At 44.5% G+C, this 16,150-nt stretch carries 13 protein-coding genes; 7 read left to right on the forward strand and 6 right to left on the reverse strand.

Annotated features, from left to right (window positions below):
• The 4 genes from IH598_06915 to xylE form a co-directional block, all read left to right on the forward strand.
• Positions 1-900 (forward strand): carbohydrate kinase (locus tag IH598_06915; protein ID MBE0638231.1); only part of this gene is annotated, 900 nt, incomplete at its 5' end.
• 179 nt (positions 901-1,079) lie between these two features.
• Positions 1,080-1,391 (forward strand): carboxymuconolactone decarboxylase family protein, encoded by a 312-nt coding sequence (locus tag IH598_06920; protein ID MBE0638232.1) that lies wholly within the window; start codon positions 1,080-1,082, stop codon positions 1,389-1,391.
• 333 nt (positions 1,392-1,724) lie between these two features.
• On the forward strand, positions 1,725-3,029 hold the full coding sequence (gene xylA / locus IH598_06925; protein MBE0638233.1) for a xylose isomerase: 1,305 nt from the start codon (positions 1,725-1,727) through the stop codon (positions 3,027-3,029).
• A gap of 218 nt (positions 3,030-3,247) precedes the next feature.
• Positions 3,248-4,660: a D-xylose transporter XylE gene (xylE, locus tag IH598_06930; GenBank protein ID MBE0638234.1), complete on the forward strand. Its 1,413-nt coding sequence runs from the start codon at positions 3,248-3,250 to the stop codon at positions 4,658-4,660.
• Positions 4,661-4,663: 3 nt separating this feature from the next.
• On the opposite strand, the gene IH598_06935 is transcribed toward xylE, so the two are convergent.
• From IH598_06935 to IH598_06960, 6 genes are all read right to left on the reverse strand, one after another.
• Positions 4,664-5,257 (reverse strand): hypothetical protein, encoded by a 594-nt coding sequence (locus IH598_06935; protein MBE0638235.1) that lies wholly within the window; start codon positions 5,255-5,257, stop codon positions 4,664-4,666.
• A 198-nt stretch (positions 5,258-5,455) separates the two neighbouring features.
• On the reverse strand, positions 5,456-5,626 hold the full coding sequence (locus IH598_06940; protein MBE0638236.1) for a type II toxin-antitoxin system RelE/ParE family toxin: 171 nt from the start codon (positions 5,624-5,626) through the stop codon (positions 5,456-5,458).
• The gene (locus IH598_06945; GenBank protein ID MBE0638237.1) at positions 5,616-5,849 is read right to left on the reverse strand and encodes a tRNA pseudouridine synthase A; all 234 of its coding nucleotides are present in this window, start codon (positions 5,847-5,849) and stop codon (positions 5,616-5,618) included. Before IH598_06945 ends, IH598_06940 begins: the two co-directional genes overlap by 11 nt.
• Positions 5,850-6,022: 173 nt before the next feature.
• The gene (locus IH598_06950; protein MBE0638238.1) at positions 6,023-6,994 is read right to left on the reverse strand and encodes a tetratricopeptide repeat protein; all 972 of its coding nucleotides are present in this window, start codon (positions 6,992-6,994) and stop codon (positions 6,023-6,025) included.
• A 212-nt stretch (positions 6,995-7,206) separates the two neighbouring features.
• Positions 7,207-8,922, reverse strand: coding sequence for a lysine--tRNA ligase (gene lysS / locus IH598_06955; GenBank protein ID MBE0638239.1), 1,716 nt, complete (start codon positions 8,920-8,922; stop codon positions 7,207-7,209).
• Positions 8,923-9,081: 159 nt separating this feature from the next.
• Positions 9,082-10,794, reverse strand: a complete 1,713-nt coding sequence (locus tag IH598_06960) for a T9SS type A sorting domain-containing protein (GenBank protein ID MBE0638240.1) — start codon at positions 10,792-10,794, stop codon at positions 9,082-9,084.
• 553 nt (positions 10,795-11,347) lie between these two features.
• Between IH598_06960 and lipA the strand changes: the two genes are divergently transcribed.
• The 3 genes from lipA to IH598_06975 all read left to right on the forward strand — a co-directional run bounded on the left by lipA (position 11,348) and on the right by IH598_06975 (position 16,145).
• Positions 11,348-12,220: a lipoyl synthase gene (gene lipA / locus IH598_06965; GenBank protein ID MBE0638241.1), complete on the forward strand. Its 873-nt coding sequence runs from the start codon at positions 11,348-11,350 to the stop codon at positions 12,218-12,220.
• 61 nt (positions 12,221-12,281) lie between these two features.
• Positions 12,282-12,974, forward strand: a complete 693-nt coding sequence (gene lipB / locus IH598_06970) for a lipoyl(octanoyl) transferase LipB (protein MBE0638242.1) — start codon at positions 12,282-12,284, stop codon at positions 12,972-12,974.
• A 231-nt stretch (positions 12,975-13,205) separates the two neighbouring features.
• A complete protein-coding gene (locus IH598_06975) occupies positions 13,206-16,145 on the forward strand; it encodes a hypothetical protein (GenBank protein MBE0638243.1) in 2,940 nt (979 codons plus the stop codon).
• Positions 16,146-16,150 lie beyond the last annotated feature (5 nt).

Raw genomic sequence — 16,150 nt, forward strand, 5'->3', positions numbered from 1 at the left:
CTCGATGTCAGTGAGCTAGATCCATTCTTGATACCTGAAATTGTGCCCACTTTTGGAGAACAGAGTTTTTTAACAAAACAGGTGGCAGAAAAATTTGGCCTTTCAGCAGGCACGCCAGTCACCTACCGTGCAGGCGATCAGCCAAACAACGCCTTCTCGCTGAATGTACTCAACCCCGGCGAAATAGCCGCCACTGCCGGAACTTCCGGAGTTGTTTATGGCGTGACTGACAAGGTGAATCATGATCCATATCAACGGATAAACACTTTTGCCCATATAAATCACACTGCCGATCATCCAAGGTATGGCGTCCTGCTTTGTATTAACGGAACCGGCATTTCCAACAGCTGGATTAAAAAGATTACCAAAACCTCTGTATTTGAGCTGATGAATCAACTGGCTTCTGCAGTGAAACCAGGATCAGAGGGACTATTGTTTGTCCCCTTTGGAAACGGCGCCGAAAGAATGTTAGGAAATTCAAATCCCGGTGCGGGGTTCTTCAACATTGATTTTAACCTGCATAACCATGCGCACCTTTATCGTGCTGTTCAGGAAGGGGTTGCTTTTGCTTTCAAATACGGAATAGAGATCATGCAGCAAACCGGTATTGATCCAAAATTGATCCGTGCCGGGCAGTCAAATATGTTTCAAAGCGAAATATTTGGTCAAACCTTGGCTAACCTGACCAGCGCCGAAATCCTTCTCTGCAACACCGACGGATCGCTCGGTGCTGCCCGCGGTGCTGCATTAGGAGCAGGTTTTTACCGGTCAGCTGCAGAAGCCTACCAATCTTTGAGTATCTTGAAAACCATAAAACCGGATAAAATTCAGGTCTTAGATGAGGCGTATAAGCTGTGGAAGAAAAAATTGTCTTCTCAATTGCAGACATTTCGCACCTGACCTATCGCAGCAAATAGGCAGATTTTATCATACCCGGCTATAAGCAGAAAAGATAAAAAACAGGCATTGCTCCATCAATTCAACATCCAGAGCAGACTTTGAAATTTTTCCAATAATTCTGCAACATTTTTTATCTTTGTGCACTATCGGCAATGTCAAACATTCAAAATCACAAACTTATGAGCAACAAAAAACCAAAACATTACCTCAATGTAAAAGAAACTTTTCCTCAGTTAATCCAGGCAGTCGAAAACCTTGGTGAAGCAGCCAGGAGCGCTGGACCACTTGACAAGAAGACAACACACCTGATCCAGCTGGCAGCTGCTGTGACCAACCGTAACGAAGGTGCTGTGCATAGTCACACACGCCGTCTCCTCGAAGCAGGCGCCACTCCTGAAGAAATCCGTCATGCCATTGTCCTTCTTGTCAGCACAATAGGTTTTCCTTCCGTCATGGCAGGATTATCGTGGGCTGAGGATATGATGGATTAAACCTGACTATCATTTTGCTCTATTTTTCTAAAAGAAATTGTTTAACAAATAAATCCAGGGTTGAACTCAAACCTTCCCAATGCTTTGAGAAAAAGTCAATAAACATTGATTTTCAATATTTTCCGTATTTCCAAACGCATCCCCTTTCATAGGACTCAATCTGACATTGCAGTTCGTTAGATATTTAGTAATGGATTAAGGCTAAAAAAGATTTCAAAAATTTCAGACCAATTATTTTTTATTGCGATAACTTTGCCGATGCAGCAAAGGAATCCTCTACTACAAAATGTAGTCTCCTTTTTTTTGCATCAATGATTTTTATTCATAAAGACAATGGAATATTTTAAAGGAATTAAAAAAATCCCTTTCGAGGGAAACGAAAGCCTCAACCCGCTGGCTTTTCACTGGTATGACGAAAATCGCCTGGTTGGCGGAAAAACATTGAAAGAACACCTGCGTTATGCTGTGGCATATTGGCATTCGTTCTGTGGAACAGGCGATGACCCATTCGGGCCGGGAACAAGAATTTTCGCATGGGACAAATCCAATGATCCCATTACCCGCGCAAAACATCGCCTTGATGCATCTTTTGAATTTATGACCAAACTCGGAGTTCCGTTTTATTGCTTTCATGACACCGACCTGGTGGGTGACGGCAGCGTATTTGAAATTGAGAAACGCCTGGAAAAACTGGTTCCGGAAGCTAAAATCCTGCAACAACAAACCGGGGTAAAACTGCTCTGGGGAACGACAAACGTGTTCAGCAACCCGCGATATATGAACGGCGCTGCCACAAATCCCGATTTTCTGGTGGTGGCCAATGCCGCAGTTCAGGTAAAAAATGCCATCGAATCTACCATCGAATTGAGTGGATCGAATTATGTATTTTGGGGAGGCAGAGAAGGTTATCTTTCGTTGCACAATACCGACACAAAAAAGGAGATTGAACATCTCGCCATGTTCTTATCCATGGCAAAGGATCATGGCCGGAAAAAAGGATTTACCGGCACTTACCTTATTGAGCCTAAACCAATGGAACCCACGAAGCACCAGTACGATTATGATGTTTCCACTGTGATTGGATTCCTGGGGCATTTTGGGCTGGATAAGGATTTTATGCTCAATATTGAAGTAAATCATGCCACCCTTGCCGGTCATACTTTCGCACATGAGATCAGGATGGCTGCCGATGCCGGAATGTTTGGGTCAGTGGACGCCAACAAGGGCGATTACCAAAATGGCTGGGATACTGACGAATTTCCCACCAACATTTATGAAGTAACTGAAGCAATGCTCGAAATCATGCAGGCCGGAGGTTTCACAACGGGTGGGATCAACTTCGATGCAAAACTCCGCCGCAACAGCACCGACCCGGAGGACCTTTTCATTGCGCATATCTCAGGAATGGACACCTTCGCAAGGGCATTTATAATCGCTGACAAAATCCTGAACGAAACCGATTACCTGAAAATGCGAAAAGTTCGATATGAGTGTTTTGAGACCAATCTTGGGAAACTCTTTGAGGAAGGTAAGCTAACCCTCGAGGCACTGCGTGAGATTGCCCTCAAAGGCGGCGTGCCAAAACCAAAAAGCGGTAAGCAGGAAATGCTGGAACAACTTATCGGGTGGTTTATTTAGGTGGGTAAAATGAATTAGTCGAGTAATTAAATGATGGAGTGATGGGGTGATGCTTGCCCGCCACCTCCTTCGTCGGTGTCGGGGAGTAATGGAGTGATGTTATGGACTATATGTCTGGGGAATCAGAAACCTAACAGTGTCTTCCATTCCTTTCAGTGTTTTAAAACTAAAGAACCGGTTGTGCTTTAATAAATGCGACAGCTTTCTAAAAAAATTATATGGAAAAAATCAACAAACGGTATGTGTTTGGTTTAACGCTGGTAGCCACGCTTGGCGGGTTACTTTTTGGTTACGACACGGCAGTGATCTCGGGAACTGTGGGATCGCTTGAACGATTTTTCATCGAACCGGCAGGATTGACTGAAACAGCGGCCAACACACGGCTTGGGTTTGTAGTATCGAGTGCGCTGATTGGCTGTGTAATTGGCGGGATGTTGGGTGGATTGATAAGTCTGCACCTGGGAAGGCGACGCGGACTGATGCTGGCGGCATTGCTTTTTCTGATCTCAGCGCTCGGGTCGGCCATGCCCGAAATGTTTTTCCGGCCAGTTGGTGAAGGCGATCATCACTTCATCACCCATTTTGTGATTTACAGGATCATTGGTGGGATTGGGGTTGGACTGGCTTCGATGCTCTCGCCGATGTACATTGCCGAGGTGGCGCCGACTTCAATCAGGGGAAGGCTCGTTTCGTGGAACCAGTTTGCCATCATCTTCGGGATGCTGGTGGTTTATTTTGTCAATTACTTCATTGCTTTGCAGGGCGATGATAGCTGGCTGCACCTCACCGGCTGGAGATGGATGTTCGCCTCTGAGCTTATTCCAGCCGGTTTATTCTTTTTTCTGCTCTTCTTTATTCCCGAAACTCCCCGCTACATGGTCATAAAAAATCAGTCGGAAAAAGCATTGGATGTACTTGAAAAAATCAATGGAGTACAAAATGCAAAAAAAATCCTTTCAGAAATCCAATCAACTATTGTCAGCCATTCGGCAAAACTGTTTTCCTATGGATTCCTGGTGATCATCATAGGCATCATGCTTTCGGTTTTTCAGCAGTTTGTGGGGATAAACGTGGTGCTTTATTATGCTCCGGAAATTTTTAGAAACATGGGTTCAGGGACCAATTATGCATTATTACAGACGATTATCGTGGGTACCATCAACCTTGCATTCACGGTAGTCGCCATCATGACGGTTGACAAATTCGGGCGCAAACCCCTGCAAATTATTGGCGCATTGGGAATGGCCATTTTCATGTTTTCGCTGGGCTTTGCCTTTTACTTCAATCGCCTCGGGTTGGCCGCATTGATCTTTATGCTCGGTTATGTGGCCTGCTTTGCCGTTTCATGGGGACCAGTGGTCTGGGTTTTACTTTCCGAGATCTTCCCCAACCAGATCCGGGGCCGGGCAATGGCTGTGGCTGTCGCCGCACAGTGGATTTCCAACTATCTCATCTCCTCCACATTCCCCATATTGGACAAATCCTCATGGCTTATCGAAAAGTTCAACCATGGTTTTGCTTACTGGATTTATGCCGTGATGGGGTTGCTCGCCGCCTGGTTTATGTGGCGATTCGTCCCCGAAACCAAAGGCAAATCGCTGGAAGAGTTGGAGAAGGCATGGAGAAAATGACCACTATAGCCAGTTTTTCCAGACCTCTTGAGTGATAAACGGAATGTTGTTGTTTTTACAAACTCTCATTGTGTGACCTGTACCACCCTTTCCCGGGTTTCGCAGGTCGTCATAAAAAATGGCGAAGTTAGCCGGTGGGATCCCTGACCGTGTACCGATGACTTTGATAGTATCACGCAGTAAATAGGCAGCTTTGATGGTTACAGAATTGGAGACACCATTGGTAAACTCATCAACCAACCGAGTTGTCCGGCTGTCAGAACTGGTATGATAGGTCACCTCCGGTTCGGCAGCAAGGCTGATGTCGTCAAGTGAATGGATGTGATAAGCAACACTGCTTTGCCGGCGATGACCGGTGTAGGGGACAATCACTTCGATGCGGTTGGGGTCAATATTAGCAACGCCCCGGGTAAACAGTTCATCCGACCCGGGTGCATTGCCACTACGAAAACGGGCATGTTTCATTTCCCTGCATAATAATTCTCCCAGGGTAATTAACAAGGGTTGATCTTCCGGCAAAACTACCCGCTTCCCTTCGAGAAGGATGATACTTCCCTGTTGGTCATAATCTTCCAATATGTTGATCAGAGTAGGCACTTGTTATATTCTTAATTTTTCAATAGTTACTATAGAAAAAGCAAATAGGAGTTTCTGTAAAGATGCTGATCATATTTTATCCTCATAACTGGGGTCGTCAGTCCATTTTATGAACCCAAATATTTCCACAGTCATCTCGGTTTTATTGATTTTGTAAATAATTACATAACCTTTGAAAATTAAATCCCGTATGTCATTTCAGTCAAAGAAAATTGATTTCCTGTTACTGTATGGAAACTTTGGAACATCCCTTACTGCCTTCATTATGTCGGATTTAAATTTTCTGGCCGACAATGGTTTATCCTTTGCAATAAATTCAACCTGCTCTTCAATCCTTTTGCTGAATGCCTTTGTAATCCTAACCTTCATATTTGCATATGGTCGTTTCGATCTTATTTTCTAATTCTTCAATACTCAAAAATTCAGCCTTACCTTCTTCGACCAGGCACAATTCGTCATGAAGATATTTCTTTACAGAAAGAAACTCATCATTCTCTTTAATCACTTGTATTTCATCACTATTAAAGCGCGAAAGAAACCACATCAGTTGTTTGAAAATACTATCACTGATTCTTAATCTAACTGTCTGCATGGGAATTTTTTTTACAAATCTAAGCAATTTGAATTACTGAATGTTTACACATCTCAATTGGGAATAAATTTCATCTGATAAACAGGTAAGAACCACTTTCTGATTATCAACAAAAAAGCCCCGCAATCTGCAAGGCTTTTCAGTTGTTGGGAAAAAATTCCCACAAGTTCGTTTTAGTTACACTTCAGCACGGTAGTCAATTCGTAGGTTGCATTTTCGACAAATTTGCCAAACTTGGCATTGCCGTATGCTTCACAGGCTTTGGCATTGTCGCCGGCGCCTTTGTAAGCGTTGCCCATCTCGAAGTAAAACTTGGCTTTCACATCATTCGATTCGGCTGTCGTGAGATCGAGTCCTGATTGAGCGGCTCCGGCGGCTTTTTCCCAATTCTTCAGGCCATTGTAAGCCAGTGCCATGTAGTAGAATGTATCAGGATCGGTGGAAAGATATTCGTTTGATGCATTGAAATATTTAAGGGCGTCGTTCCATTTTTGGGCTTGCAACTGTGTGGTACCTTCGCTTTGCAGGAAACGCTTGGCAGTAGTATTGATGCGATCTGCCAATGTTTGGTCACCTTCGGCAACAGCCAACTCCCTGGATTTTTTAAATGCTGCATCCATTTCGTCGTTTTTGCCCAGCTTGTTGTAGGTTAGCCCTTGTCCCCAATAAGCCCGTGAATAGTTAGGATCCAATTCGGCAGACAGGTTATAATTGGTAAGTGCTTCGTCAAATTTGTTCTCTTTAAACAGGTCGTTTCCTTTAGCAAAATAGAGTTTTGGAATGATATCTTTCGATTTTTGAACAGTTTCGGCGTCGCCAAATTCTTCGCCGGTTCTGATGGCATTTTGAAACTCAGTAATTGCTTTATCGTTGTTTTTGTCTTTGTAATCCTGCACTCCAAGCTGATAATATAGCGTAGGAATCTGTCCTTTGGCGGCTGCAGCAATTTCATTGCCTTCTTCACCAAGTTTTGCAGCCATTTCATGGGCTTTTTGATATTTCTCAAGTGCAAGTTCCATGTTTCCACTTTGCAAGGCCTGGTTGCCTTCGTTAAAAACATCAATTGTCGAGTTGAGGTCCTGTGCTGATACGGACAGGCCAACAACTAAAAATGTCAGCAATGCAAAAATTCTCCTTAGTTTCATCATTTTAAGTGTTTGTTGATTATTAGTGATTTGATTTATTTTAAATAATGGCTGCAAAGATAAATCTTTTAAATCAATGCAACGACCGTTAACATATTGATAATTAACATTTAACAAAAATTAGTATTTACCTCTGCATTTTGGGCGCCTGATTTACTCTATAAAATTAACCTGAGAATAAAGAAAAAAGGTTGATTTTCGAAGCCTTATCTTCATTTAAACCAGGCTTCGACCTCTTGCAAACTCAATGCCGGAATGTCGAGTTTATTTTTTTTCCGGAAACCGTTCAGGGTTTGGTGCACCTGGGTTGGCTTTGCATCTTTGAGTGCCTGCGGAGTTGGGTACCCGGCCTCAATGATTTGCTCAGCCCATATTTCCGGGATGCCGATTGCGACAAAATCTGCGGGAATTGGCACAACTTTTTTCTTCTCCGGGCGCATGTGTGGGAAAAACAAGACATCCTGTATGGAGTTGGAGTTGGTCATGATCATCGCCAGACGGTCAATACCAATGCCAAGTCCGGCGGTTGGCGGCATTCCGTATTCGAGGGCGCGCAGGAAATCCTCGTCGAGCACCATACTCTCTTCGTCGCCGCGCCTGCCCAGCTCGTTCTGATCTTCGAAGCGCTGACGCTGGTCAATTGGATCGTTCAACTCAGAAAATGAATTGCACAACTCCTTGCCATTTACAATGGCTTCAAACCGCTCAACCAGCCCCTCTTTCGTACGATGTTTCTTGGCCAATGGCGACATTTCAATGGGATAATCGGTGATGAAGGTGGGTTGAATGAGGTTGGCTTCACATTTTTCGCCAAATATTTCATCAATAATTTTCCCTTTGCCCATCGAAGGATCAATCTTTACTTCCAGTTTTGCAGCTATCTCCACCAGTTCCTTTTCATTCATCGCCGAAATATCAATACCGGTAAAGTGTTCGATGGCTTCGTACATGGTGAAACGTTTCCAGGGGCGCCTGAAATCAATGAGGTTATCTCCAACCTGCACTTTTGTGTCGCCGTGCAATTGAATGGCTACCTGCTCAACCATTTCTTCTACAAGGTTCATCATCCATTCGTAATCCTTGTAAGCTACATAAAGCTCGATCTGGGTAAATTCAGGATTGTGAAACCGGCTCATACCCTCGTTGCGGAAATCTTTGGAAAACTCATACACGCCGTCGAAGCCTCCAACGATGAGCCTTTTCAGGTAGAGTTCATTGGCAATTCGCAGGTACAGGGTCATGTCGAGTGCATTGTGGTGGGTTTTGAACGGACGGGCAGCCGCGCCTCCGTACAGAGGTTGCAAAATCGGCGTTTCCACCTCGAGGTAACCTTTTGCATTGAGGTATTCGCGGATGGTGTTCACCATCTTTGTCCGTTTCACAAAGGTTTTCCTGATTTGCGGATTTACGATTAGGTCAACATATCGCATACGGTAGCGGAGGTCAGGATCGGTGAAAGCATCGTACACCCTGTCATCTTTCTCCTTTACCACGGGCAGCGGCCTGAGCGACTTTGACAACAGTTTCAGTTCGGTCACATGAATGGTGGTTTCCCCCATTTGTGTAGTGAAAACATAACCTTTCACACCGATAATATCGCCAATATCGAGCAGTCTTTTAAATACATTGTTATAAAGGGTTTTGTCCTCTCCGGGGCAAATGTCATCACGTTTGACATAACACTGGATGCGATCGGTTGCATCCTGGATCTCTACAAATGAGGCTGCACCCATTATCCGACGGCTCATAATGCGGCCGGCAATACTCACGTTTTCGAATGTCTTTTTTTCAGGGAAATTTTCATGAATCTCGCCTGCAGAAACATTTACATGAAATTCTTCCGGCGGGTAAGGATTAATTCCCAAATCTATAAGTTCCTGAAGCGATTGTCTTCTGATTTTTTCCTGTTCTGATAATAGTTGAGCCATAAATAGTTAAATAAAAATTCGTGCAAAAGTACATGAAAGCAGTCATTTGCGCGCAGACGAATGAAAAGTTTTTAATAAAGTAAGATTGGAATACCTCCGGCCAGGTTAACAAAACCTTATGCTGTTATTGATTTACAGAAGCAGTGGACGCCAGCCAAATTATTCGATTTTGACGGTCTTTTGGGTAAACACTTTCCCCCCCGCAGCCACTCTGACGAAGTATAATCCTGGTTTGTAGCCGGAAAGATTGACTGGAATTTCGTTCCAGGTTGAAACTTTCGTTTCAAATACAACCTTTCCCATTGCATCCTGGATGGATACCAGAAAATTCATCTGATAATTTTCAGTTAGGGTTAATATAAATTGATCAGTAAAAGGATTTGGATAAATTACGAATCCATCTTCCCTGGCAATCTCCTTCACAGCGACGGTTTCATCAACATTGATGTAACAGGATTTTGCAGCAATGTCTTCTCCAAACTGATTGGTTACTTTCAGGGTCACCTGGTAACTACCGGGAAAAGTATATTGGATTCCAGTGGGATTTTGCTCAGTGGATATCTGCGGTGTACCCCCTTCAAACGTCCATTCCCAGGATGTTGGAAGATAGGATGAATGATCAAAAAAATTCACTGAGCCGTTCAAATTGATATCGCGGGTCCAGGTGTAAAAATCAGCCACCGGAGGCAAAGTGCTGACCTGAGCTTCAGAACGAACGCCGGTGATCTGGTTGCCACTGCGGGTAAGGATCATAAGGCCGTCTTTGGTTAAATTGGGATCACAATAATATCCATAGGGCGCCGGGGTTTCCCACAAAATTGTTTGCAAGTCAGGTGAAATGCAGTAAATTTTTCCCGGGCCAGCCTGCGCAATGTTTACATAAATTTTCCCTAAAGCATCAATACTGATTAAAGGTCGTGTGGTGACAAGATCGAATGGTGAGGAAGCTAAAATTTCGCCAGTTTCATCATCCATACGGTGGATTTTATTGTTGAAACAACCCACTATTGTCGAATCGTGATCGATGGCCACATACCAGTTGAAGGCATTTGAGGTGTTGAAAACATGTTTAAGTTCTGTTCCATCATCCTTAAAAGCCCAGAAATTGGCGCCATCGCGTTTCATATAAATCCTGTTTCCCGGCCCCATGGTGATGGGCTCCTCCTGGTCGCCATCGCCGGGCAGCTCGATAGTCTGGTATTTTATCTCGCCGGTCTTGGCGTCAATGGCAATGATGGTTTTAGGTGTAACAATAGACCCTGTATAGTGGTAAAAAGTTGATCCTGAAAAAGCAAAACCGGCATTGGGTGTTACCGGAAGAATGTAATTGTTTTGCCATACCGGTTCTCCGTTAGCCCTGTCAAACCGGTAATTGGTGTACATCGGGTCGCCTTCGCACGAAAAAACAACTCCGGTATTGCCACCAAACAAATATAAATAAGGAAAGGTCCATTTGACATTGGCAGTAAGTGGATCAATGGCGTAAAAAGCGCCAGAGTTGTAATCGTGTGCATACACCGCATGCTCATCAAACCCTACTGCATACATAATCGCTGTACTTTCAGGCTGAAACTGCCACAACAGGCTGCCGTCGCTCACCCTGCGACATTCAATCACGCCGTTGTAAACCGGCGCAAACATGGTTCTGGAAGTCACAAACCGGTCGCCGCAGACAAAAACCGAATTCCCGAACACCGAATTAAAGCTGCTGGTCACCGTCCAGGCGGGTTCATAAGAAACAGGACCAGTAATCCGGCTCTGGCCGTTTTTCATGTTATTACCGCCAGTGGTTGGCCACTGCTGGGCAAAAGAGAATAGAGCAATAACCGCAACGAATAGGGCTACCAAAAATGTGCGAAAGAAAGTTTTCATAAAAAGGAAATTTTGATTGATGCAAAGGTAGAAATTTCGCAGTCACCCGATGAATCAAAATAGTTCTGCTTAAGTCACCCGGTGAATCAAACCAACGTGCCACTGAAATTGCAAGTTTGGTGGATGGTTGAACGAATTCACCGGGTGACTTACCCGGTTTGTCAGTCACCCGGTGAATCATACCGAATTATCACCTAAACTGCAAGCCTGGTGGATGATCGAAAGAATTCACCGGGTGACTTTACTCAATTTGCTGATTGTTCATTTTGTTTATGTCTATTGAACAAAAACAAGCTTTTTTATTCAGTACAGTAAATATATTGAATAAAATCCGGAAAAATCGGCAAATCGGAATCAAAACGGGTCATGGCAAATTCCCTAATTTTGCCCCGAAATAATATCCGCAAGAAAACATTCTAAAGTTGATTTTCAACGATTTAATTACCCACCCTAAAGGGAGTAAATCGTTGAAAATCAATGCTCCCTTTAGGGTTGGGGCATTCATTGATTTTCAACATCAGAAGTTTTCTTGCGGACACTAAATAATTGCAACATGAACAACCAACTCAAACGCAAGCCCGACTGGCTGAAGATAAGGATTCCTTCGGGGAAGGAGTATGTGCAGGTGAAGGAGATCGTGAACCGGCACAAGCTGCACACGATCTGCACCAGCGGCCTTTGCCCGAATATGGCAGAATGCTGGGGACGGGGAACGGCAACGTTTATGATCCTGGGAGATGTTTGTACAAGGTCGTGTAAGTTTTGCGCTACCAAGACCGGAAAACCGGAAGCAATAGATCAGGATGAGCCGAAAAACCTTGCGGAGTCGGTTCGGCTGATGAAGCTGAAGCACTGCGTGATCACCTCGGTTGACCGTGATGACTTGCCGGATGGTGGCGCCGATCACTGGGCTGAGACGATCAGACAAGTAAAGGCACTAAACCCTGATACCACTATCGAAGCGCTGGTCCCAGATTTTATGGGAAAAAGTGAATTGATCCAACTGGTGATTGATGCGCGGCCGGAAGTCATTTCACACAACCTGGAAACAGTGAAAAGATTGACCCCGCAAGTGAGAAGCGCCGCCCGTTACGACCACAGTTTGGAAGTAATCAGGCAAATTGCCGGATCAGGAATTACAGCAAAATCCGGAATTATGGCGGGGCTTGGTGAAACAGATGAGGAAGTATTGCAGACTATGGACGACCTGCTGGCTGTCGGCTGTCAGGTGATGACCATCGGGCAATACCTTCAACCAACAAAAGCACACTTACCGGTGGCTGAGTACATTCATCCGGATAAATTTGCCGAATGGAAAGAAATCGGGTTAACGAAGGGGTTCCGGTTTGTGGAGAGTACGCCGTTGGTCAGGTCGAGCTACCAGGCGGAGAAGCATGTGACAAAGACAGTAGGCAGTAGGCAGTAAAGCAGTAGGCAGTGTGTTCAGCCAGTAAATCAGAAAGTACATTTCAATAAAGAAGAGAACTTTGAACGAAAAAACTTCCACCGAATTTATCAACCTGGGCCGGATTGGGTACCAGGAGGCATGGGATTTTCAGGAAAAGTTGTTTGATCAAAACCTGAAAGCCAAATCTGCCGGACTGCCCACGCGCAACTCCTTGATATTTTGCGAACATGAGCATGTCTATACCCTCGGTAAAAGCGGCTCGAAAAACAACCTGCTGGCCAACAACAAGCAGTTGCAGGAACTGGGAGTGACCTTTTTCAAAACCAATCGCGGCGGCGACATCACCTACCATGGTCCGGGACAAATTGTAGGCTACCCGATTCTCGATCTTGAAAATTTCGGACTTGGGGTGAAGACCTACGTGGACAACCTCGAAGAAAGCATCATCGTCGCATTGACCCATTTTGGGATCAACGGAGAACGACTTCCCGGCGCTACCGGCGTTTGGCTGGATGTCAATGTTCCGGGCAAAACCAGAAAAATCTGCGCTATCGGAGTAAAAGCCAGCCGCCACATCACCATGCACGGCTTTGCTTTCAATGTTAATACAGACCTCAACTTCTTCAATTTGATCAATCCCTGCGGTTTTACTGACAAAGCAGTAACTTCGCTGCAAAAAGAACTGGGAGCAAAACAGGATTTCGCCAGGGTTCAGAAGATTGTGAAAATGAGCCTGGCAGAGGTGTTTGGGTTTTCAAAGATGGTTGATTAAGCGGTATTCATTTTCGACTGGTATTGAGTCAATTGTTCATCCCATCTGAATCCTTGCCAAAACCACTTTTACTGAAAAATGATCAAATTTCCGGTTCTTTTTCAGCCCATTATGAACTTTAAAGTAATGTTTTCTGTTTAAATCATTTGACTTTAAAGGTTTTCATTAAGCCTCAAAAATGAACTCCTCAAGTATTTAAATAAATAATTTACACACAAACGCATTTCTTGAATGAAAACTATTGATCTCCTTTTACTTGCAGTTGCTACAATACTCTTTACCAATGCAAAAGCACAAGATGGCGGAGCAATGAAGGCTACTGATTATGGTATATTACCAGCCGCTATATCTGTACCAAGCATTGCAGACCAAATTGCGGGTGGAACTTTTACAGGAGTTGACCCAAATGCAACTCCGCGTCTTGGACAACCCAAAAGAAGCGGCGCGAATAAAACTGTTCCCGGTAAAGGCTTGCCAAAAGTGGTTGACCAGCGTGTTCAGGACCAAAAGGAGGTTAGCAGGCATCGTGGGAAAGAACCTTTGCTGGTTTTTGATGCAAATACGTCAAACATAACTCCTTCTGATCCGACCGGGGCCATAGGACCAAATCACTTTGTCGGAGCATGGAATGTTGGTTTCAGGGTATTCGACAAAGAAGGAAATCCATTAACCCCGACAGCATCACTTTCCACCTTGTTTCCGGGTAACAATCTTGGAGATCCCATCGTGCTTTACGATAAAGAGGCCGACCGTTTTATTATTACCGAGTTCGACAGTAGTCCTAACGGGTTCAATGTCGCTATCAGTAAAGGTCCCAACCCGGTAACTGACGGCTGGTGGGTTTACACCACAGGGTTCACAACAGGTTCTTTTCCCGATTATCCTAAGTTTTCAATATGGTCTGACGGATATTATGTAACGGCTAATATCAGTTCTTCAAATAAATCCTATGTGCTTGAAAGAGATAAAATGCTTGACGGTCTCACAGCAAAATTTGTTGCGTTGCCCCTGCCACAGATAGGTACCTCAGGATTTTACAGCCCGCAGGCTTTCAATGTCACAAACGGTGATCTCCCCCCTGCCGGAAATGGATACATTGTTTATTTGCAGGATGATGCATGGTCTTCGGTTACATTTGACCACTTAAAAATATGGACTATCAATGTGGATTGGGAAAACACAGCCAATTCCACCATTTCCTCACCGCAACTGATCACAACTACCCCGTTTATCTCTGTTTTCGATGGAGGTTCATTTTCCAACCGGCCACAACCTTCAGGCCCTGACCAGGACATACTCCAGGCCACGATTATGAACCAGGCTCAATACAGGCGCTTCCCGGATTACAATTCGGTGGTTTTCAATTTCGTAGTTGATATTTTACCAACCAGTGCTGAGCTGGCCGGCATCCGATGGTATGAGCTCAGGCAATATGGCGATGGTAATCCGTGGGAAATTTTCCAGGAAGGCACCTACACCTCCCCCTATGGCAACAAAGATGCTTTTTCAGGAAGTATGGCCATGGATGGTTTTGGAAATATCGGGATGGGATATACCACGGTTAGCAGCCAGGAAAAAATCGCCATCTATTATACCGGCAGGCTGGCCAATGATCCGCCTGGGGTGATGACTATTGACGAAACACTGATTGCTCAAAGCCTGTCTAACAATCCGTCAAACCGCCTGGCTGATTACGTGCATCTTACTGTTGATCCGGTTGATGATATGACCTTCTGGCATATTGCCGAATATTTCAAATCCAACCAGCGTAAGGATGTTGTAGGTGTTTTTCAAATTGCATCTCCACTTGCCACCGACGTTGGCATCCTCAGCATTGATGCACCCATTGACGGAGCTTTGTCAGAAGCAGAGCCTGTAACAGTAACACTGTTTAATTACGGCACTGACGAGCAAATAAACATTCCTATGACCTTTCAGGTGGACGCCGGCGAACCCGTCACTGAAATATTCGAAGGTCCATTGCCCGGTGGAGAATCGGTTCAATTTACCTTTGAGGCTACGGCTAACCTCGGCCTGGTTGGGCAGACCTACACAATCACGGTAACGGCTGAATTGGATGGTGATTTGGTTCCCGAAAACGATACGCTAACCAAAAATGTTTTGTTTCTTCCTCCTGACGACATCGGAGTGCAGGCTGTTGTAGCACCAGTTTCAGGAAGTGGAATGACTGCCGAGGAAGAAATTACGGTTTTAGTCGAAAACTTCGGCACCAATGAGCAGAATAGCGTAACAATATCTTATGTACTGAATGGGAATACGGTGACTGAGCAATTTGAAAGCTCACTGCCCATGGGTGAAGATAGCCTCTTTACGTTTATTACCCTTGGGAATTTCATGGCCGTTGATGTGCATGAACTGAAAGCATTTACATCACTTGAAGGCGACTTTTCACCGCTCAACGATACAGTAACTGTGCTGATCACCAACTCGATGTGCCAACCACAATCCGATTGCACTAACGGCAGTGGTTTTCAATCACTCTCAGTCAGTGATCTTTCAAATATCTCCAACTGTTCGCCTGATGGATATGGCGATTTTACCACCATGATTGCCAACATGCAGCGTGGTGAAACGTATGATCTTGTGATCGAAACCGGAATTGGCGATCAATATGTGACCGTTTGGATTGATTTCAACGACAATTTTCTGTTTGAAGAAAGTGAGATGATTATAAATAATTATTCAGTTGAAACTGGTCAGGGAATAGGAAATTACACAGTGACCATTCCATTCAATGTTCCGGCTGATGCCTCTTTAGGTCAGCACCTGATGCGCACAAGGATGAGCTGGAACGAACCCGTACCTGACAATTCTTGTGTGGCCTCGCCCTTTGGAGAAACCGAGGATTACACCGTGGACATCAGCCCAACCACCGGATTTACTGACAAACCTGTTTCCGATGCTGAAATGTCCGTAATTTACCTGGGAAACAACCAGTTTGAAATTTCTCTTTACAATCCCCAACTCAAAGGGGCATTGGTGTTCAATGTACACAATGTTCTGGGACATAAGCTTGTTGAGAACCGGATTGAAAATGTTGATGGAAAATACACTTACTCGCTCGACATGTCCTACGCCGAAAAAGGGGTTTATATCGTCCGTTTTGGCTCTTACACCTATGGCAAAGTCAGGAGAATTCAGGTTTATTAATCAAT

Source organism: Bacteroidales bacterium (assembly GCA_014860585.1).
In the GTDB taxonomy this organism is placed as follows: domain Bacteria; phylum Bacteroidota; class Bacteroidia; order Bacteroidales; family 4484-276; genus RZYY01.